General features: G+C 66.8%; 20 protein-coding genes. 12 read left to right on the forward strand and 8 right to left on the reverse strand.

All coding sequences use genetic code 11. From position 1 onward, the window contains the following. Nucleotides 1-61 precede the first annotated feature (61 nt). Nucleotides 62-1,618, forward strand: coding sequence for a fumarate hydratase (locus tag ACFOPO_RS17115; protein ID WP_386704807.1), 1,557 nt, complete (start codon nt 62-64; stop codon nt 1,616-1,618). An 86-nt stretch (nt 1,619-1,704) separates the two neighbouring features. Here ACFOPO_RS17115 and ACFOPO_RS17120 read toward each other — a convergent pair whose 3' ends face one another. The 3 genes from ACFOPO_RS17120 to ACFOPO_RS17130 form a co-directional block, all read right to left on the reverse strand. Then, nucleotides 1,705-2,682, reverse strand: a complete 978-nt coding sequence (locus ACFOPO_RS17120) for a CBASS cGAMP-activated phospholipase (protein ID WP_386704808.1) — start codon at nt 2,680-2,682, stop codon at nt 1,705-1,707. Nucleotides 2,683-2,755: 73 nt separating this feature from the next. Beyond that, nucleotides 2,756-3,961 (reverse strand): phospholipase A, encoded by a 1,206-nt coding sequence (locus ACFOPO_RS17125; protein ID WP_386704809.1) that lies wholly within the window; start codon nt 3,959-3,961, stop codon nt 2,756-2,758. 142 nt (nt 3,962-4,103) lie between these two features. Further along, nucleotides 4,104-4,589: a DUF456 domain-containing protein gene (locus tag ACFOPO_RS17130; protein WP_386704811.1), complete on the reverse strand. Its 486-nt coding sequence runs from the start codon at nt 4,587-4,589 to the stop codon at nt 4,104-4,106. A gap of 218 nt (nt 4,590-4,807) precedes the next feature. Between ACFOPO_RS17130 and ACFOPO_RS17135 the strand changes: the two genes are divergently transcribed. Beyond that, nucleotides 4,808-5,017 (forward strand): cold-shock protein, encoded by a 210-nt coding sequence (locus ACFOPO_RS17135; protein ID WP_158731317.1) that lies wholly within the window; start codon nt 4,808-4,810, stop codon nt 5,015-5,017. Between the two features lie 146 nt (nt 5,018-5,163). Here the strand turns inward: ACFOPO_RS17135 and ACFOPO_RS17140 are convergent, their stop codons facing one another. Together ACFOPO_RS17140 and ACFOPO_RS17145 are read right to left on the reverse strand one after the other, a co-directional pair. After that, nucleotides 5,164-5,655 carry a peptidoglycan-associated outer membrane lipoprotein precursor gene (locus tag ACFOPO_RS17140; RefSeq protein ID WP_386704813.1) on the reverse strand — a complete coding sequence of 164 codons (492 nt, stop codon included), beginning with the start codon at nt 5,653-5,655 and terminating at the stop codon, nt 5,164-5,166. A 182-nt stretch (nt 5,656-5,837) separates the two neighbouring features. Next, a complete protein-coding gene (locus tag ACFOPO_RS17145) occupies nt 5,838-6,284 on the reverse strand; it encodes a hypothetical protein (protein WP_386704815.1) in 447 nt (148 codons plus the stop codon). Nucleotides 6,285-6,367: 83 nt separating this feature from the next. Here ACFOPO_RS17145 and ACFOPO_RS17150 point away from each other — a divergent pair, with 83 nt between their 5' ends. After that, nucleotides 6,368-7,171, forward strand: coding sequence for a ThiF family adenylyltransferase (locus ACFOPO_RS17150; protein WP_386704816.1), 804 nt, complete (start codon nt 6,368-6,370; stop codon nt 7,169-7,171). A 3-nt stretch (nt 7,172-7,174) separates the two neighbouring features. On the opposite strand, the gene ACFOPO_RS17155 is transcribed toward ACFOPO_RS17150, so the two are convergent. Further along, on the reverse strand, nt 7,175-7,945 hold the full coding sequence (locus tag ACFOPO_RS17155; protein ID WP_386704888.1) for a TatD family hydrolase: 771 nt from the start codon (nt 7,943-7,945) through the stop codon (nt 7,175-7,177). 33 nt (nt 7,946-7,978) lie between these two features. Beyond that, nucleotides 7,979-8,200, reverse strand: coding sequence for a DUF6116 family protein (locus ACFOPO_RS17160; protein ID WP_386704818.1), 222 nt, complete (start codon nt 8,198-8,200; stop codon nt 7,979-7,981). A 165-nt stretch (nt 8,201-8,365) separates the two neighbouring features. Between ACFOPO_RS17160 and ACFOPO_RS17165 the strand changes: the two genes are divergently transcribed. From ACFOPO_RS17165 to asnB, 6 genes are all read left to right on the forward strand, one after another. Beyond that, nucleotides 8,366-9,175: a glycine zipper 2TM domain-containing protein gene (locus tag ACFOPO_RS17165; protein WP_386704819.1), complete on the forward strand. Its 810-nt coding sequence runs from the start codon at nt 8,366-8,368 to the stop codon at nt 9,173-9,175. 391 nt (nt 9,176-9,566) lie between these two features. Further along, nucleotides 9,567-10,730, forward strand: a complete 1,164-nt coding sequence (locus ACFOPO_RS17170) for an acyl-CoA dehydrogenase family protein (RefSeq protein WP_386704821.1) — start codon at nt 9,567-9,569, stop codon at nt 10,728-10,730. Nucleotides 10,731-10,767: 37 nt separating this feature from the next. Further along, nucleotides 10,768-11,325: a GNAT family N-acetyltransferase gene (locus ACFOPO_RS17175; protein WP_386704890.1), complete on the forward strand. Its 558-nt coding sequence runs from the start codon at nt 10,768-10,770 to the stop codon at nt 11,323-11,325. Then, on the forward strand, nt 11,322-11,966 hold the full coding sequence (locus ACFOPO_RS17180) for a glutathione S-transferase family protein (protein WP_386704822.1): 645 nt from the start codon (nt 11,322-11,324) through the stop codon (nt 11,964-11,966). The genes ACFOPO_RS17175 and ACFOPO_RS17180 overlap by 4 nt, the downstream gene beginning before the upstream one ends. Before the next feature lie 76 nt (nt 11,967-12,042). Further along, nucleotides 12,043-14,310: a thiamine pyrophosphate-dependent enzyme gene (locus ACFOPO_RS17185; protein WP_386704823.1), complete on the forward strand. Its 2,268-nt coding sequence runs from the start codon at nt 12,043-12,045 to the stop codon at nt 14,308-14,310. After that, complete coding sequence (asnB, locus tag ACFOPO_RS17190) at nt 14,311-16,245, forward strand: asparagine synthase (glutamine-hydrolyzing) (RefSeq protein ID WP_386704825.1); 1,935 nt, start codon at nt 14,311-14,313, stop codon at nt 16,243-16,245. A gap of 226 nt (nt 16,246-16,471) precedes the next feature. On the opposite strand, the gene ACFOPO_RS17195 is transcribed toward asnB, so the two are convergent. Next, on the reverse strand, nt 16,472-17,347 hold the full coding sequence (locus ACFOPO_RS17195) for a YgfZ/GcvT domain-containing protein (RefSeq protein WP_386704827.1): 876 nt from the start codon (nt 17,345-17,347) through the stop codon (nt 16,472-16,474). 30 nt (nt 17,348-17,377) lie between these two features. Here ACFOPO_RS17195 and ACFOPO_RS17200 point away from each other — a divergent pair, with 30 nt between their 5' ends. The 3 genes from ACFOPO_RS17200 to sdhD all read left to right on the forward strand — a co-directional run bounded on the left by ACFOPO_RS17200 (nt 17,378) and on the right by sdhD (nt 18,407). Beyond that, entirely contained in the window at nt 17,378-17,542 is a 165-nt protein-coding gene (locus ACFOPO_RS17200) for a DUF1674 domain-containing protein (protein WP_158731306.1), read from the forward strand. Between the two features lie 62 nt (nt 17,543-17,604). Then, nucleotides 17,605-18,015: a succinate dehydrogenase, cytochrome b556 subunit gene (gene sdhC, locus ACFOPO_RS17205; RefSeq protein ID WP_386704829.1), complete on the forward strand. Its 411-nt coding sequence runs from the start codon at nt 17,605-17,607 to the stop codon at nt 18,013-18,015. Next, complete coding sequence (gene sdhD / locus ACFOPO_RS17210) at nt 18,012-18,407, forward strand: succinate dehydrogenase, hydrophobic membrane anchor protein (protein WP_386704830.1); 396 nt, start codon at nt 18,012-18,014, stop codon at nt 18,405-18,407. The genes sdhC and sdhD overlap by 4 nt, the downstream gene beginning before the upstream one ends.

The raw sequence follows: 18,407 nt of genomic DNA on the forward strand, positions 1-18,407 counted from the left end.
CCGGACCCGCAGTCAGTTAAGGGCTAAAATATCGGCCCCATCGCCAGCCTCGAAGCCCGCCGTGAGCAACGCCGCAAGCCCGAAGTCCAGCTCGACCACGCCCGCAGCCATTCGCCAGGAAGACCTGATCCAGTCGGTTGCCGATGCCCTGCAGTACATCAGCTACTACCACCCGGTCGACTACATCAAGAACCTCGCCGCCGCCTACGAGCGCGAGCAGTCGCCGGCCGCGCGTGATGCCATCGCCCAGATCCTGATCAACTCGCGCATGTGCGCCGAGGGCCACCGTCCGATCTGTCAGGACACCGGCATCGTCACCGTGTTCCTCGAGATCGGCATGAACGTGCGCTGGGACGACGCCACCATGGGCGTGGAGGACATGGTCCACGAGGGCGTGCGCCGCGCCTACAACCACCCGGACAACAAGCTGCGTGCCTCGGTGCTCGCCGACCCGGCGGGCAAGCGCACCAACACGAAGGACAACACGCCGGGCGTGGTCAACGTCAAGGTCGTGCCGGGCAATACGGTCGACGTGATCGTTGCCGCCAAGGGCGGCGGTTCGGAAGCCAAGTCGAAGTTCGCGATGCTCAACCCGTCCGACTCGATCGTCGACTGGGTGCTCAAGACGGTGCCGACGATGGGCGCCGGCTGGTGCCCGCCGGGCATGCTCGGCATCGGCATCGGCGGCACCGCCGAGAAGGCGATGCTGCTGGCCAAGGAAGCACTGATGGAGCCGATTGACATCACCGAGCTGCAGCAGCGCGGTGCGTCCAATCGCGCCGAGGAGCTGCGCCTGGAGTTGTTCGAAAAGGTCAACGCGCTCGGCATCGGCGCGCAGGGCCTGGGTGGCCTGACCACGGTGCTCGACATCAAGGTCAAGGATTACCCGACCCACGCCGCCAACCTGCCGGTGGCGCTGATCCCCAACTGCGCGGCCACGCGCCACGCCCATTTCACCCTCGATGGCAGCGGCCCGGTGATGCTCGATCCGCCGTCGCTGGCCGACTGGCCGCAGCTGACCTACGACTCGTCGAAGGGTCGCCGCGTCAATCTCGACACGCTCACCCGCGAGGACGTCGCCAGCTGGAAGCCGGGCGAGGTGCTGCTGCTCAACGGCAAGCTGCTGACCGGTCGCGACGCCGCGCACAAGCGCATGGTGGACATGCTCAACAAGGGCGAGCCGCTGCCGGTCGACCTCAAGGGCCGCTTCATCTACTACGTCGGCCCGGTCGACCCGGTTCGCGACGAAGTCGTCGGCCCGGCCGGCCCGACCACGGCCACGCGCATGGACAAGTTCACCGAGCAGGTGCTCAGCCAGACCGGCCTGCTCGGCATGGTCGGCAAGGCCGAGCGCGGCCCGGCCGCGATCGAGGCGATCCGCAAGCACGGCTCGGCCTACCTGATGGCGGTCGGCGGCGCCGCCTACCTGGTGTCGAAGGCGATCAAGGCCGCACGCGTGGTCGGCTTCGCCGACCTGGGCATGGAAGCGATCTACGAGTTCGAAGTGCAGGACATGCCGGTGACGGTCGCGGTCGATTCCACCGGCGAGTCAGTGCACAAGACCGGCCCGCGCGAATGGCAGGCGAAGATCGGCAAGATCCCGGTGGTGGTGGAGTAAGTTCCCCGTCGTCCCGGCGAAAGCCGGGACCCATTTCGCTTTTGACGCAACAGCAACATGGATCCCGGCTTTCGCCGGGATGACGGTTACAGCCGCCCCACCAGCGCCACCAGCTTCTTGCGCGTCTCGACCTGCATCAGGTACGCCTGCGCCATCGCCTCCAGCGCCGCGACATTGGTCGCGCTGACGTCATCGAGGTCATCCAGTCCGGTCAGCAGTTCCGCCTGCAGGCGGAAGTAGCCATCGCCGACCAGGTGCTGGGCGATGTAATCGACCGCATCGGTGTTGCCATCGAACAGCACGTCGATGATGGGAATGGCCCATTCCAGCGCGCCCCATTCCTGTGCAGACTTCAGGTCGATCGGACGGTTTCGCTCGCCGCTGCCCACCGACAGCACCACCAGGTCCTGCGCACTGTCGACGCGGGCATCCTTGCGCAGGGCTTCGGCGATCGCGCACGCAGTCGGGTTGTTGGCGACCACGCCGCCATCGATCATGGCCCGCTTGCGCCCTTCGACCACCATCGGATGCGCCGGAAAGTAGGTCGGCGCCGCGGTTGATGCCCGGCACACCGACCACATCGGCAGGTCCGCGTGCTCGGGCTTGAAACTCTTGAACACGATGGGTGTTCGCGAAATCGTGTCGTAGCTGGTGACCAATAGCGGCTTCTTCGCCTGGCCCAGCGTGGTCGTGCCGAAAACCTTTTTCAGGACCTTTTCCAGGCCCTTGCCGTCGTAGCGCGGTGCCGAAATGCCCTGGGTGAAGGTCCGTCCCGCCCGCGACCACAGCCGCTGCGCCATGCCGGGAAAAATCAGCTGCGCCTGGTGGCGATAGAGCTCGGCCAGTTGCTGCGGCGGCAGGCCGATGGCGAGCCCACATGCGATCAGCGCGCCGGTGGAACTGCCGGCAATCAGGTCGAAGTTGCGCAGCAGCCCGCCGGATTTCCCGGCCTGGGCGAGGGCATCTTCGACACCGGCCAGCCAGACGCAACTGACCAGGCCACGGATGCCGCCGCCATCGAGCGAAAGGATGCGGCGCATTTTCACGGTGACGTCTCCTGCCATTGAAACTCCTGCGGAAGTTGGACGCCATGATCGCAAGGGCCGGTCGCATGCACTGCGACCGGCAAGCGTCAGGTCAGTACCACTCCAGCAGCGAGATGCCCAGGCCGATGTAGGTCGCGCGATGGTTGTAGTCGATCAGGCTTTCGCCATAGCCATCGAACACCTGGATGTGGCCGCGCAGGCTGTTGTTGATCGGAAACCCCCAGTCGAGCTGCACCGCGCCATGCGAGCGGTCGCCGCCGCGCAGCGAGTGGCGCCCCATCACCGAGAACTGGTGGCCGCCGTGCACGTACACCAGGGTGGCGTCGCCGCGACCGACGAAATCCTCGATGTCGGAGTTGTTGTCGTCGTTCGCGCTCTCCGGAACGCGCCACCACGGACGGAGGGTCAGCACCCAGTTGTCACGGTCCAGGCCGATCATGCCGACCACGCGGTTCCAGCTGCGCGACAACGGATCGGCGCGGCCATTGGACTGGTGGTTGATGCCGATCCCGGCCAGGCGGCCGTTCCAGCCGCCGATCTGGTAGTTGTTGCGGAAGGTCAGCATGACCTCCGGTTCGTAGTTGGTCTCGCGGAACGGACGCGATGTCTCGGCGCTGTAGACCTGCCAGTGCGAGGACTGGGTGTAGGCCAGCCAGAGATCGCCGTTGTCGCCGAAGATGTTTTCCCAGGCTTTGGTCTTGAAGCTCAGCTGGAACTTGGCTTCCAGCGCGTCGACCGGAATCGGGCCCGGCACGGTGTTGTTGGGATTGGGCGAATGCGGGGTCTCGTTGGCGTCGCTGCTCCAGAACGCCGGCAGCAGGTACACCGGCTTGTAGGCGCGGAAGTTGAAGATGCCCAGCTTGGAGTCCCGGGCCAGCTCCCAGCGGCTGTCCAGCAGCGAACCCTTGCCGGCATTGGCCACGGCGCTGTGCAGCGGGTCCTCCATGGGGTAAAGGTCACCGCCGCCGCGCGCGGGCTCCGCGGCGACCACCTCGGGCGTCGCGTCAGGCGTTGCTTCGGGCGCGACCTCCTCGCCGATCTCCAGGTTCTTCTGGATGGCCTTGGCTTCCTTGGCGGCGATGTCGGCACCGCGGGTGTCGCGTGCCTTGCGGCCATGGACCGCGTCGTAGCAGGCGAGCCGATCGGCGTCGGCATTGATGGATACGCAGGCCTCTGGCGTGGCCGGCGTGGCCGGCACCTGCGCCTGCGCCAGCAGCGGCGCGGCGGCAAGCAACAACCATGGCGACGACTGGAGAGGACGGGGCAGGCGAAGGCGCGGGTTTCGGATTGGCGGCATGCGGGGGGCTCGATGCGTTGAATGTCGCTGGAAGGAAGTGTGGCATCGGCGCGATGCCACGGTCGTTAACGAAAGTTGTCCGGGCCGTTGTCGGCAAGGCACGGCAATGATTCCTGCTGCGCGGCGCCGTGACCTGCTGCCTTCAGAAGAACCAGGCGAAGGCGAACAGGCCGAGCATGGCGAAGGTCAGGCCAAGTTTGAGCACCACGCCGAAGACAATGCCCAGCCACGTGCCGAAGCCGACCTTGGCGGCCTGGCGCACTTCGCGGCCGTGGATCAGCTCGCCACCGAGGGCGCCGACGAACGGCCCGGCGAACAGCCCGACCGGCCCGAAGAACAGCCCGGCAAAGGTACCCAGTACCGCGCCGATGACGGCAAGCCGGCTCGCGCCGACGCGCTTGGCGCCGATCGAGGTGGCCAGCAGGTCGATGCCCAGGGACACCACGGTCAGCAGGCCCAGGATCACCAGCGGTACCCAGCCGACCTCGCGGAAATCCCCGGCCCAGGCTGCAAGCAGCATGCCGGCGAATACCAGGGGCAGGCCGGGCAGGGCCGGCAATACCGTCCCGGCAATCCCGACCAGCATCAAAATCCCCGCCAATACGTAGTAAATGCCCTGCAATTCCATACTAATTACCCCCTGTCGGAGCATGACTTTGCCCAGATTGCATTTTCACCCGGCCCGGGGTACTTTGCGGGCGCTGTGTTTGCCAGGGTCACCGTGAATCGTGGCCCGATGCGGTTGATCCATCGATCCGCTACATCGTTGCACCTCGCTTCCTCCTTGCAACCAGCACGCAGCCTAACGCGGCGTTATCAACCAAACGTTCCAAGGAGCAAGTAAACATGTCGAACCGTGAAACCGGTACCGTCAAGTGGTTCAACGATGCCAAGGGCTTCGGCTTCATCAGCCGTGAAAATGGCGAGGACGTGTTCGTGCACTTCCGCGCCATCCAGTCGCAGGGCTTCAAGAGCCTGAAGGAAGGCCAGAAGGTCTCCTTCACCGTCGTCCAGGGCCAGAAGGGCCTGCAGGCCGACGCCGTCCAGCCGCTCTGATCCGCGGCCACGACTGCAGTCACTGGCGCGCCGCCTGCGGCGCCCGGAAAGGAAAAAACCCGGCCTTGGCCGGGTTTTTTCTTTATGGCGAAGTTACAAAACATTCCCGCCATCGCTGGTAACGCTCCCATTCCTGCGGGGATTAGTTACTGCGCCCAGGCGCGTCCGTTATTCACGCGGACATACGATCCTTCGCGAATGCCGTCGAGGTCCTTCTGCGTGACCACGGTGGTGCGACCGTCATTCAAACGCACATATACGTTATAGGCCGCGCTGCCGGTGTTCTTCTGGATGGCGTTGCCGGCGACCGCACCACCGACCGCGCCGGCGGCGGCAGCGATATTCTGGTTGCCCTTGCTGCCACCGGTATGGGCGGAGATTTCATGGCCGGCGACGGCGCCGACGATACCGCCCAGGACGGCGCCGGTGGCGCTGGGGGCAGTGCTGCCGGCGGAGACCTGTTCGATCCGGGTGACCGTGCCGCAGTCGTAGCAGTTGCTGGTGCTGGTGCTGCCGCTGCCGCCATAGGACGGCGCCGGCGCGGTGCTGTAGCCGGAAGACGGAGACGTTGCACAGCCCGCAAGCGCGACCATAGCCGCGGCGGCAACACCAAGCAGGCGGAGATTCTGGGAACTCATGCGCGACTCCTGTAAGGATGGAGTGGCGTTGGCCGCACTACGGCGACACGCCACGCATCGACGCTAGCGGCCGCGAGGTGAACAGGCCATCAATCCTGGCCAGTCGGTGCTGTGTCTGTTGGGGATGCATCCAGCTTGCTGGTGACGGCGTGACGACGCCGCCACCGGTCGCCGGACAGGAATCAGCTGCGGAAATCCTGGTGGCAGGCCTTGCAGGCTTCGCCGATCTCGGTGTTCACCGTGCCAACGCCAGCGCAGTTGAGCGGCGGACTGGCGAGTGCGGCATCGAGCTTGGCGCGCATGCGACTGGCGTGCTCGCCGAAGCGCTTGTCGTCGGCCAGGTCGGGGAAGGCGGGCTCGAGGTCGTCGGCCATCACCCGCAGCGCCTTGAAGTGGGGCAGCACGTCGGTTGCTGCGCATCGGTTCTGTTCGGCCTTCTGCTTGAGCTGGCCGAGGTGCCACTGCTGGACGTGCATCACGCTGTCGTGGAAATGATCCTTGCGCGCGTCGATCGCACGCAGTGCCATCACCGTCGCGACCACGCCGATGACCAGGCCGATCAGGAACAGGAACAGGTACTTCGTCGCATTGCTGCCTGGCTTGACGCTGCTGGGCTGGGGGTTGCTCATTTGCCATGCTCCTTGCAAGTTGCGCCGAACCATACCATGCGGTCCGCGGCCGGCCCCAGCCCGGGGACCCTTACAATGTCGCAATGACCACCACGACCCTGGACCCGGCCTGGCTTGAACGCTTTGCCGGGGTAGACCGCCTTTATGGCGTCGGAACCATCGCCCGCCTGTCCGCCTGCCGCGTTGCCGTCGTCGGCATGGGCGGTGTCGGCTCGTGGCTGGTGGAGGCGCTGGCCCGCACCGGCATCGGCCACCTGACCCTGATCGACGCCGACGACCTGTGCGTGTCCAACACCAACCGCCAGCTGCCGGCCCTGGCGGGCCAGTACGGCCGATCCAAGGTCGAGGCGATGGCCGAACGCTGCCGCGCGATCAATCCGCAGATCACGGTCGAGGCCGTGGCGAGTTTCGTCACGCCGTCGAACCTGGCGGAGATGCTGGACCGTGGCTTCGACCTGGTGGTCGACGCCTGCGACAGCTTCCGTACCAAGGTCGAGATGGCCGCCTGGTGCCGTCGCCGCAAGCTGCCGCTGATCGTGGTCGGCTCGGCCGGAGGCCGCACCGATGCAACGCTGGTGCGCGTTCGCGACCTGTCGCGCACCGAGCACGATGCGATGCTGGCGCTGGTGCGCAAGAAGCTGCGCAGCGAGTTCAACTTCCCGAAGAACACCGATCGCTACTTCGGCATCTCGGCGATCTATTCGCTGGAGAACGTGAAGTACCCGCAGCCGGACGGCAGTGTCTGCGGCGTTCGGCCGCAGGTGAGCGGCGACGCCGCGCTGAAACTGGACTGCGGCGCGGGGCTCGGTGCAGCCACGCATATCACCGGCACCTTCGCGTTCGCCGCGGTCGGCCGCGCGCTGGAGTTGCTGCTCAAGCGCAAGTAATGCCTAAGCGGGCATCGCGAACAGACGCTCGGCGTTGGCCGAGGTCGCGCGCGCCAGCTCGTCGGCGTCGATGCCGCGCAATCCGGCGATGACGCGCAGCACTTCCGGCAAGCGCGCCGGTTCGTTGCGTTGGCCGCGAATGCCGGCATCGGGCTGGTCCGGTGCATCGGTTTCCAGCAGCAGGTATTCAATCGGCATCGATGCAGCCAGCTTGCGCAGGCGATTGGCACGGTCGTAGGTCACCGGACCGCCGAGCCCGAGCATGAAACCGGCACGCCACAATTGACGCGCCTGCTCTTCGCTACCCGAGTAGCTGTGGACGACGCCACGCAGGCCGCCGGCGCGGCGGATGGCGGCGATCACCGCGTCGACCGCGCGACGCGCATGGACGATCACCGGCAGGTCGAACTCGCGCGCGAGCTGCAGTTGCCCTTCGAAGATGTGCATCTGCCGTTCCGCATCGAGGCCCTCGACGAAGTAGTCGAGTCCGCATTCGCCCACCGCCAGCGGGCGTTCGCGTTCGATCCATTCGCGCAGCAGCGGCAGGTGCTCGTCGCGGTGGGACGCCAGATACATGGGGTGCAGGCCGTAGGCCGGGTAGAGGCCGCTGCCCGGCGGGCAGGTCGCGCGCAGCTTCGGCCAGCCGGCGGCATCGACGGCCGGCACGACCTGGCGGGTGACGCCGGCCGCGCGGGCGCGCGCGATAACCTGGTCACGGTCGGCATCGAACTCGGCCGCATCCAGGTGGCAGTGGCTGTCGACCAGTGGGACCACGTTCAGGCGCACTGGCTGTTCAAGGCGCGCCGTTCAACGGGGCGCGCGGGGGGCGGGCGGCAGGCCTGGATCCTTGCGCTTCTTCCAGCTGGCCAGCAGCAGGGTGCCCAGGCCCAGCAGCAGCTCGTCGGCCAGGGGCACGAAGTCGGGCACGACCAGGTCCACCACGAACAGGGCGGCGGTCAGCACGAACAGGCGCGGGAAGCTGAGCTTGCCCAGGAAGCCCAGCAGGGGAGCAGTGAGTGGGTTGGCCATGGCAGATGCAATTTGACGGCGGTCGCAATGACGCTAACACGCCGGCAAACCAGGTTCACAGTTGCGACAGCTTGATGTTAAAAAATCGGCGGCCGTTCAGGATCGCAGTGTTCGAATGGCGCCATCCATCAACCCGCGGGCCAAAACCCGCAACAGAGGCCTGAAATGAACAAGAACATCCTCGCAGTCGCCCTGGCTTCGCTGCTGGTCGGTGGCGTCGCAGTCGCGGCTTACAACAGCTTCCGCGGCAGCGACAACGCGCAGGCCCAGGTGGATGCCAGCGGGCAGCCGATCGGCCAGAACGGCGACATGGCGGCCGACGGCTCGATCCAGTCGGGCAAGGTCGAATACGCCGACGTCCTCAACGTCAAGCCGATCAACGAGAAGGAAAAGCTGTACGCGACCGTCATCGGCACCGACGCGGTCCGCGAGACCAGCACCACGTCGACCCCGCGTGAGGTCTGCGAGGACGTGGTCGTGCAGGAGCGCGCTCCGGAGCGTGATGGCAACGTCGGCGGTACCGTCGCTGGCGCCGTGATCGGTGGCCTGGTCGGCAACCAGATCGGCAGCGGCAACGGCCGCAAGGCCGCGACGGCCGCGGGTGCGGTCGCCGGTGGCTTCATCGGCAACCAGGTCGACAAGCGCCACGTTGGCGGCAAGGTCACCAGCCGCACGGAGCGCCAGTGCCACACGGCTTCCTCGACGTCGCAGTCGTCGCGCGTCGTCGGTTACAACGTGACCTTCCGCAATCCGGACGGCACCACCGGTTCGATGCGCACCGACAGCAAGCCGGGCAAGCAGATCCTGCTGGGTGAAGAGGACAAGGTGGTCGGTTACGACGTGACGTACCGTTACGACGGTGCCGAGCAGACCATCCGCATGGACGAGCGCCCGGTCAACAACCGCCTGCCGGTGATCGACGGCCAGGTCGTGACCCAGACCGCGTCGGCCTCGACGGGTTCGAACCAGGGCTGATCGCCTCTCCATCGCAAGTGCAATACCCGAGGGGCCGGAGCAATCCGGCCCCTTTCTTTTTTCCGTCATTCCCGCGCAGGCGGGAATCCATGGACGTATGGCTTCCTCAGGGCGCCGTCCGCCGACCCGGGGATTGCTCCGCCCCGCGGACGACATCCTGTCTTTACGCGGGGCGTGGGCCATCCATGGCCCACTGCTCCGCAATCCCCGGGCCGGCGGACGACGCTTCGGCGAGTTACTTCATGGTCTTCGTCGGTTTGTCGGGGGATGGCGCGCGAAGCGTCCTTGCCGCGTATTCACCTCCGCAAGACCCTTGGAAAAACAGGGCTGTAGGGCTACCCGCGCCGCTGTCGGCCATTACAATGGCCGTCTTTCCACTGTCGAGCGCGCCATGGCCCTGCACCCGTACGATCTCTACGACGTCCGCTCCCTGCTCACTGAAGAGGAGCGCGCCGTACAGGACACGGTGGCGCGTTTCACCAACGAGCGCGTGATCCCGATCATCGGTGATGCGTTCGACCAGGCCCGTTTCCCGAAGGAGCTGGTGGGTGAGATCGCCGAACTGGGCCTGCTCGGTTCGTCGCTGCCGGAGAAGTACGGTTGCGCCGGCCTCAATGCGGTCAGCTACGGTCTGATCTGCCAGGAGCTCGAGCGTGGCGACAGCGGCATCCGCAGCTTCGTCAGCGTGCAGTCCTCGCTGTGCATGTACCCGATCTATGCCTACGGTTCGGAAGAGCAGCGCATGCGCTGGCTGCCGGACATGGCGGCGGGCAAGGTCATCGGCTGCTTCGGCCTGACCGAGCCGCACGGTGGTTCGGACCCGGCCAACATGAAGACCCATGCCAAGCGCGACGGCGACGACTGGGTCCTCAACGGTTCGAAGATGTGGATCACCAACGGCAACGTCGCCGACATCGCGATCGTCTGGGCGCAGACCGACGAGGGCATCCAGGGCTTCATCGTCGAGAAGGGCATGCCCGGTTTCGCCGCGCAGGAAATCAAGCACAAGATGAGCCTGCGCGCGTCGGTGACCAGCTCGCTGTTCTTCGACAACGTGCGCGTGCCCGACGGCAACCGCCTGCCCAACGTGAAGGGCCTCAAGGGTCCGCTGGGCTGCCTGACCCAGGCCCGCTACGGCATTACCTGGGGCCCGATCGGCGCGGCCATCGCCTGCCTCGACGAAGTGCTGAAGTACACCAAGGAACGCATCCTGTTCGACCGCCCGGTGGCGGCGACGCAGAGTGCGCAGATCAAGATGGCCGAGATGGCGCGCCGCATCACCCTGGCGCAGTTGCTGGTGGTGCAGCTCGGTCGCCTCAAGGACGCCGGTGCCATGCAGCCGGCGCAGGTGTCGCTGGCGAAGTGGAACAACTGCCGCATGGCCATCGACATCGCGCGCGAGTGCCGCGACCTCCTCGGCGGCGCCGGCATCACCACCGAGCATGCGGCGATCCGCCACGCGCTCAACCTGGAGTCGGTGATCACCTACGAGGGCACCGAAACCGTGCACCAGCTGGTGATCGGACGCGAGCTGACGGGCATCAGCGCGTTCTGAGCCAACGGTCGGAGAAGTCCACGTGTCTGTCTTCGACATCTCTGTCTTCGACGTCCGACTCGAAACCCCGCGCCTGATCCTGCGTCCGCCGCAGGCAGGCGACTTCGAGGCATGGGCGGCATTCCGTGCCGACGAGGAGGCGACGCGCCATATCGGCGGCGTCGAGGCGCGGCCGGTGGCGTGGCGCAGCTTCGCGGCGATGATCGGCGTGTGGCACCTCAAGGGCTTTGCCATGTTCTCGGTGATCGACAAGGCCAGCGGCGAGTGGGTAGGGCGCGTCGGGCCGTGGCAGCCGGAAGGCTGGCCAGGTACCGAGGTCGGCTGGAGCATCGTCCGCAAGCACTGGGGCAAGGGCTTCGCCCCCGAGGCCGCGGCCGCGAGCATCGACTGGGCCGTCGATCACCTGGGCTGGAGCGAGGTGATCCACACCATCGATCCACAGAATGCCAATTCCAGGGCGGTTGCTGCCAAGCTCGGCTCACGCTACCTGCGCATGGGCCGGCTGCCGGTGCCATACGATGGCAACGAGATCGAAATCTGGGGACAGTCGCGCGAGCAGTGGCTCGCCCGGCGCACACGCGAGGAGCGCACATGATCACCGTCTATGGCTATTCCTGTTCCGGCAACTGCCACAAGCTGAAGTTGCTGCTCACCCAGCTGGGCCGCGAGTTCAAGTGGGTCGAGATCGACAGCACCTGCGGCGAGACGCGCACGCCCGAATACCTGGGCAAGAATCCCAACGGCAAGGTGCCGATGGTCGAGCTCGAGGATGGCCGCATCCTCACCGAGTCGAACGCGATCCTGTGCTGGCTGGCCGACGGCACGCCGTTCTGGGCGGGCGACGCCTGGCAGCGTGCGCAGGTGCTGAGCTGGATGTTCTTCGAGCAGTACAGCCATGAGCCGTATATAGCGGTCGCCCGCTTCATTCGCGGCTGGACGACGCTGGACTCGCCGCGTCGCGCCACGCTGGCGCAGTTGCGTGAGCGCGGTCACCAGGCGCTGGCGGTGATGGAACAGCACCTTGCCGCCGGGCACGAGTGGTTCAGCGGTGAGGCCTATGGCATCGCCGACATCGCCCTGTTCGCCTACACCGTTGTCGCCGATGAAGGCGGCTTCGACGTTTCGCGTTATCCGCAGATCCGCGAATGGCTGACCCGCGTGATGAAGACGCCGGGTTTCGTCGCCATGCCGGCGCCTCCGGTCGAGGTCGCCTCGCGCCTGGCGCTGCCGGACTGATCCTGCCGCACCAACGTTCGCAAAGACATGCCTGGTCCCGCGCCCTGCGCAGGACGAAATCCGAGAACCCGAAAAAATGTCCGTACTGCCCAACCCGATCCCCGCACGCATGAAAGGCCTGAACCGGGCCGAGATCTGCGACGTCAACTTCAGCGAGTTCGTCAAAGCGTGGAGCGGCCGCGCCGAAGCTCGTCCGGCCGCGGGTGAGGCGATCCTGGAGGGCAGCGCGCTCGATGCGCGCGGATTCCGCGAACTGTTCGAGTCGCAGCTGGTCAGCCGCCACCTCGATCTGATGGCGCGCGTGCTGCGCGTGCAGAATAAGGTCTTCTACACGATCGGTTCCAGCGGCCACGAAGGCAACGCGATGGTGGCGCGCCTGACGCGCCATACCGATCCGGCGTTCCTGCATTACCGCTCCGGCGGCTTCATGGCCGAGCGCTTCCGCAAGCTGCCCGGCATGGATCCGGTGATGGATTCGGCGCTGTCGTTCGCCGCCAGCAAGGACGACCCGGCCAGCGGCGGCCGCCACAAGGTCTGGGGCAGCAAGCCGTTGTGGGTATTGCCGCAGACCTCGACCATTGCCTCGCACCTGCCCAAGGCACTGGGCACGGCAGTGGCCATTGAAGCCGGCAAGCGCCTCGGGCACGCACTGCCGATCCCGGACGACAGCATCACGATCTGCTCCTTCGGCGACGCCTCGGCCAACCACGCCACCGCGCAGACCGCGTTCAACGCCGCCGCCTGGACCGCGTACCAGAAGCTGCCGGCGCCGGTGCTGTTCGTCTGCGAGGACAACGGCATCGGCATCTCGGTGAAGACCCCGGGCGGCTGGATCGGCAACCGCTTCCGCAACATGGACGGCCTGGATTACTTCACCGCCGACGGCCTCGACCTGGCCGCCGGTTATGGCGACGTGCAGCGTGCCGTCGAGCATTGCCGCACTACGCGCCGCCCGACCTTCCTGCACCTCAAGACGACCCGCATCATGGGTCACGCCGGCACCGACTTCGAGATCGAATGGCGTTCGATCGAGGAACTGTGCGCGGTCGAGGCCACCGACCCGCTGCTGCGCTCGGCGGCCATCGCGCTGGAATCGGGCCTGATGTCGAAGGACGAAGTGCTCGACCTCTACGAGCAAACGCGTAAGAAGTGCTTCGCTGCCGCCGACGAGGCCGATCGCCGGCCCAAGCTCGACAACCTGGCCGACGTCGTCGCACCGCTGGCGCCGTACACGCCGGCCAAGGTTGCCGCCGAAGCCAAGCGCGCCGATTACGACGCGCGCCGCCTGGAAGTGTTCGGCAGCCAGGCCAAGCTGCCGGAGAACCAGCCGCCGCGTCACCTCGCGATCCAGATCAACAACGCGCTGCACGACATCTTCGCCAAGTACCCGGAGACGCTGCTGTTCGGCGAGGACGTGGCGCAGAAGGGCGGCGTCTACACGGTCACCAAGGGCCTGCAGAAGGCCTTCGGCCCGCGCCGCGTGTTCAACACGCTGCTCGACGAGACGATGATCCTGGGCATGGCCCAGGGCTTCGCCAACGTCGGCATGCTGCCGATCCCGGAGATCCAGTACCTGGCGTACTTCCACAACGCCTGCGACCAGATCCGCGGCGAAGCGGCGAGCCTGCAGTTCTTCAGCAACAACCAGTACGCCAACCCGATGGTGGTGCGCATCGCCGGCCTGGGCTACCAGCGCGGTTTCGGCGGCCACTTCCACAACGACAATTCGATCACCGCGCTGCGCGACATCCCGGGACTGGTGGTGGGGTGCCCGTCGCGCGGCGACGACGCCGCGACGATGCTGCGCACGCTGACGGCGCTGGCCAAGGTCGACGGACGCGTGAGCGTGTTCCTGGAACCGATCGCGCTGTACATGACCAAGGACCTGTACGAAGCCGGCGACGGCGCCTGGCTGACGACCTATCCCAAGCCCGATGAAGCGATGACGCTGGGCGAGGGTCGCATTTACGGCGAGGGCAACGACGACCTGGTGATCTTCAGCTACGGCAACGGCGTGCCGATGAGCCTGCGCGCGGCGCGGACCATCGAGGCGAAACACGGCTGGAAAGCACGCGTGGTCGACCTGCGCTGGCTGGTGCCGCTCAACGAGCAGTTCATCCGCGAGCAGGCGCGCAGTGCCAAGCGCCTGCTGATCGTCGACGAAGGCCGCCACAGTGCCGGCGTGGGCGAGGGCGTGCTGACGGCGATTGCCGAAGGTGGCTACGGTGCGCGTCCGTTCCAGCGCGTCGTCGGCGTCGACACCTACACGCCGCTCGCAGGTGCCGCCTTCCTGGTGATTCCGGGCGAGGACGACATCGTCGCTGCAGCGGACCGGCTCGCCTGAATGTGCGGTCTCGCCGGACTGTTGCGCGCGACTCCCGACGCCAGCGATGAGCGGCTGACCGCGCTCGCCGGCGCGATGGGCGATGCGCTGGTCCACCGCGGCCCCGACGATCGGGGTGTCTGGACCGATGCCGAGTCCGGCATCGCCCTGGCGCATCGCCGCCTGAGCATCCTCGACCTGTCGCCGCTGGGTCACCAGCCGATGGCGTCGAGCGATCATCGCTTCGTCATCGCCTACAACGGCGAGGTATACAACTTCGCCGAGCTGCGCGAGGTGCTGGTCGCGCGCGGCCATGCCTTCCGCGGCCATTCCGACACCGAGGTGCTGCTGGCCGCGGTGGTGGAGTGGGGCGTGGAGGACGCGATCGCCCGCTGCAACGGCATGTTCGCGGTGGCCTTGTGGGATCGCCAGGAGCGCTGCCTGTGGCTGGCCCGCGACCGCGTCGGCAAGAAGCCGTTGTATTACGGTTGGGCCGGCGACACGTTCGTGTTCGGTTCGGAGCTCAAGGCGCTGTGGCGCCATCCGGACTTCGACAACGGCGTCAGCCGCGATGCCTTGGCACTGTTGCTGCGCCTGGACTATATCCCGGCACCGCATGCCATCCATGAAGGTACCTTCAAGCTGATGCCGGGCACGTTGCTGCGCATCGACGCGGCGACGGTGGCGGCTGGTGCCGGCGCGCACGATCCGCAGCGCGACCAGCGTCGCTACTGGGAGCCGCGCGAGCGCATGGAAGCGGCGCTCAAGGCGCCGTTCAAGGGCGACGAGCGCGAAGCGGAGAACCGCCTCGACGAACTGCTGCGCGAGGCGGTCGGCCTGCGCATGGTTGCCGACGTCCCCGTCGGTGTGTTCCTGTCGGGCGGCACCGACTCATCGATCGTCACCGCGCTGATGCAGGCACAGAGCCGCCATCCCGTGCGCAGCTTCACCATCGGCTTCGAGCGCTCGCACCACGACGAGGCGCACCTCGCGCGCGAGGTCGCCGAGCACCTGCACACCGCGCACACCGAGTTGTACGTCAGCGGCAGCGATGCGCTGGCGGTGGTGCCTACGCTGCCGGCGATGTTCGATGAACCTTTTGCCGATGCCTCGCAGGTGCCGACGGCGCTGGTGGCGCGCTTGGCGCGCAGTGCGGTAACCGTGGCCCTTTCGGGTGACGGCGGCGATGAGCTGTTCTTCGGTTACAAGCGCTACGAGCGTGCATTGCGCAACTGGCGCTGGCAGCGGCGCGTGCCGTCGCCACTGCGCAAGGCAATGGCGCGCAGCGCGACGGGGCATGGCGAGTCCTCGCGCACCGGTGGCTTTGCCGCGCTGGCGGCGGAGATGGGCGCGGGTGGCATCGGCGACGTCTACCGCCAGCGCATCGCCCGCTGGCGCGATCCCACCTGCGCGGTGCCGGGCGCGAAGCTTCCGGCGACCTTGTACGACCAGCCCGATCCGCTGCACGGCGCCGGCACCGCGGCCGACGCGATGATGCTGGCCGACTTCAGCGTCTACCTGCCCGAGGACCTGCTGTGCAAGGTCGACCGCACCAGCATGGCGGTGAGCCTGGAGGCGAGGGCGCCGCTGTTGGACTGGCACGTGGCCGAATTCGCCTGGTCGTTGCCGCTGGCGTTCAAGCGCCACGCCAAGGGCAACAAGTACCTGCTCAAGCAGGTGCTGCGACGGTATCTGCCGGACGAAATGGTCGACCGCGGCAAGCGCGGCTTCGGTGCGCCGGTCAGCGACTGGCTGCGCGGCGACCTGCGCGAATGGGCCTCGGCGCTGCTGGACGAGCAGCGCCTGCGCGAAGAGGGCTACTTCGACGCCGCGGCCGTACATGGCATCTGGCGCAAGTTCCTCGACGGCGAGCGCAAATGGCACACGCACCTGTGGAACGTGCTGATGTTCCAGGCGTGGCACGAGCACTGGCGCGAGCAGCGGCGCGCGGTCTAGGTCCGCCGTCCCGGCCATCACCGTCATCCCGGCGAACGCCGGGATCCAGGCCGTCACCCTTCCAGTTCCGTCATCCCGGCGAAAGCCGGGATCCATCTTGCTGTTGCCTTTCCGTCAATCGCGAACGAGCAACGTCGACGTGGATCCCGGCTTTCGCCGGGATGACGGTGAAGTGGCTGATGTGGTGAGGGCCTGGGTCCCGGCGTTCGCCGGGACGACGGGTGCGTCAGCGCCCGAGGCCGCCGCGCAGCGGTAGTTCGCGCAAGACGACGTCGCCGGCTGTCATTTCAAGCGCCTCTCGTTCCAGCGGCAGCACCGCCAGCGCGACATGCCGGTCGGCGGCATCGACCGCCGAAACCAGCTTGCCCAGCGCTGAAGGGCCCGCCATCACATCGGTTCCGGCAACGAGCGCCGCGTCGGCTTCAAACAACGCCAGCCCCCGCTTGGCCTGCCCAAGGAAATGCGTGCGCGCGACGATCTCCTGGCCCGGATAGCACCCCTTCTTCACGCTGAAGGCCTGCAGGCGTTCCAGGGACAGCTGCTGCGGCGTCCAGTGGCCCGCCTCGGAGGCGGAGAGGCGTGGCAGGCCGTGTTCGAGGTCGTAGGCCTGCCAGCGCGCCACCGCCTGGCCATCGGCCGTGGCATTGGCACTGCCGGAAATGCGCAGGCTGCGCGGCCCGCCATCGCCGCCCAGGTCCATTTCCACCGTCTCGACCCCGTCGTCACCGCCGAGGGCGGAGCCTTGGGCTGTCGCCGGTGCCGCAAAGGAACCACTGACGTGCACATCCGGGCGAACTTCGATCTTCACCTTGCTGCGAAACACGAAGCGCTGCAGTGCGGCGGCCAGCTCGCCGGGATCGGCATCGGGCAGCAGCAGCCAGAGCAGCTCATCGGACAGTTTCAGCAAAGCGAACAGCGCCACCACGCGCCCTTTGGGCGTCAGCCAGCCATTCCACTGCCAGCTGCGCGGCTCCAGCAGGCCGACGTCGTTCATGAACTGTGCCTGCGCAAAAGCGACCGCATCACGCCCGCTGAGCGCGATCAGGCGATGGTCGGGCAGGGCGAAGGCGAGGCCGGCGGTGGCCTGCGGGTTGTCATGCATGGGGGGCGGGAATTAACATTCAGCGCCGTGATGATAGGCCAAACCCCACCCGTTGAAGCGCCCGAGGCAGATTCGACTCCGCAGCCCGCGCCATTGACGGATCCCAACAGGCCAAAGGAGCACGGCGGGCGCGAAGGCCCCGAACCGACCCGCTACGGCGACTGGGAAAAAAACGGCCGCTGCATCGATTTCTGACGCGTCACCACGCTTCCCCGCCACGCGGCACCTGCCGCCCAGCTCAGAGAACGCCATAGCCCATGGCTAACGATCCACGCGTCCGCGAACGCCCCCTGTCACCGCACATGCAGATTTACAGCTGGCAGGTGCAGATGGTGACCTCGATCCTGCACCGTGGCACAGGCATCGTCCTGACCCTGGGCAGCCTGCTCGTTGTGTGGGCGCTGGTGGCACTGGCTGCCGGTCCCGAATCCTGGAGCACCTTCACCGCCTGCGCGCGGTCGCCGCTGGGCTTCCTGGTCCTGTTCGGCTGGAGCTGGTCGCTGGCGTACCACCTGCTCAACGGCATCCGCCACCTGGTGCAGGACGCCGGTTACGGCTACCGCATCGAAGCGTTCGTGCGCAGCAGCTGGATCTCGGTCTTCGGCAGCCTGGTGCTGACGGTGATCATCTGGGTCCTGGCGATGATGGCCCAGCGGGGTGGCGCATGAGCATCAACAACAACCGCCTGCGCAATCCGCTCAAGACCGCGCGCGGCCTGGGCTCGGCCAAGGACGGTACCCACCACTTCGTCGTCCAGCGCGTCACCGCGATCGCGCTGGTGTTCCTGTCGATCTACGTGATCGGCCTGATCCTGTCGCTGATCGGCGACGACTACGCCAGCGTCCGCGCCACCGTCGGCCACCCGTGCAACGCGGTGCTGCTGTCGGCGTTCCTGATCGCCTCGTTCTGGCATGCCAAGCTCGGCATGCAGGTGATCATCGAGGATTACGTCCATACCCCGGGCCTTGCGATGGCATCGCAGCTCGCGGTCGTTTTCGTTTGCGTTCTCGCGGCATTGGCCAGCGTGCTCGCCGTCATCCGCATCGCGCTGGGAGCCTGA

The organism is Lysobacter sp. GCM10012299 (genome assembly GCF_042649405.1).
GTDB lineage: Bacteria > Pseudomonadota > Gammaproteobacteria > Xanthomonadales > Xanthomonadaceae > Lysobacter_J.

Bases quoted from the DNA above. Each gene is read 5' to 3' on its own strand.
- ACFOPO_RS17160 (WP_386704818.1), bottom strand. From the start codon at position 8,200: ATGGCCAACCCACTCACTGCTCCCCTGCTGGGCTTCCTGGGCAAGCTC.
- ACFOPO_RS17145 (WP_386704815.1), bottom strand. From the start codon at position 6,284: ATGAGCAACCCCCAGCCCAGCAGCGTCAAGCCAGGCAGCAATGCGACG.
- ACFOPO_RS17200 (WP_158731306.1), top strand. From the start codon at position 17,378: ATGATAGGCCAAACCCCACCCGTTGAAGCGCCCGAGGCAGATTCGACT.
- sdhD (WP_386704830.1), top strand. From the start codon at position 18,012: ATGAGCATCAACAACAACCGCCTGCGCAATCCGCTCAAGACCGCGCGC.
- ACFOPO_RS17125 (WP_386704809.1), bottom strand. From the start codon at position 3,961: ATGCCGCCAATCCGAAACCCGCGCCTTCGCCTGCCCCGTCCTCTCCAG.
- sdhC (WP_386704829.1), top strand. From the start codon at position 17,605: ATGGCTAACGATCCACGCGTCCGCGAACGCCCCCTGTCACCGCACATG.
- ACFOPO_RS17180 (WP_386704822.1), top strand. From the start codon at position 11,322: ATGATCACCGTCTATGGCTATTCCTGTTCCGGCAACTGCCACAAGCTG.
- ACFOPO_RS17195 (WP_386704827.1), bottom strand. From the start codon at position 17,347: ATGCATGACAACCCGCAGGCCACCGCCGGCCTCGCCTTCGCCCTGCCC.
- ACFOPO_RS17130 (WP_386704811.1), bottom strand. From the start codon at position 4,589: ATGGAATTGCAGGGCATTTACTACGTATTGGCGGGGATTTTGATGCTG.
- ACFOPO_RS17150 (WP_386704816.1), top strand. From the start codon at position 6,368: ATGACCACCACGACCCTGGACCCGGCCTGGCTTGAACGCTTTGCCGGG.
- asnB (WP_386704825.1), top strand. From the start codon at position 14,311: ATGTGCGGTCTCGCCGGACTGTTGCGCGCGACTCCCGACGCCAGCGAT.
- ACFOPO_RS17120 (WP_386704808.1), bottom strand. From the start codon at position 2,682: ATGGCAGGAGACGTCACCGTGAAAATGCGCCGCATCCTTTCGCTCGAT.
- ACFOPO_RS17165 (WP_386704819.1), top strand. From the start codon at position 8,366: ATGAACAAGAACATCCTCGCAGTCGCCCTGGCTTCGCTGCTGGTCGGT.
- ACFOPO_RS17140 (WP_386704813.1), bottom strand. From the start codon at position 5,655: ATGAGTTCCCAGAATCTCCGCCTGCTTGGTGTTGCCGCCGCGGCTATG.
- ACFOPO_RS17135 (WP_158731317.1), top strand. From the start codon at position 4,808: ATGTCGAACCGTGAAACCGGTACCGTCAAGTGGTTCAACGATGCCAAG.
- ACFOPO_RS17170 (WP_386704821.1), top strand. From the start codon at position 9,567: ATGGCCCTGCACCCGTACGATCTCTACGACGTCCGCTCCCTGCTCACT.
- ACFOPO_RS17185 (WP_386704823.1), top strand. From the start codon at position 12,043: ATGTCCGTACTGCCCAACCCGATCCCCGCACGCATGAAAGGCCTGAAC.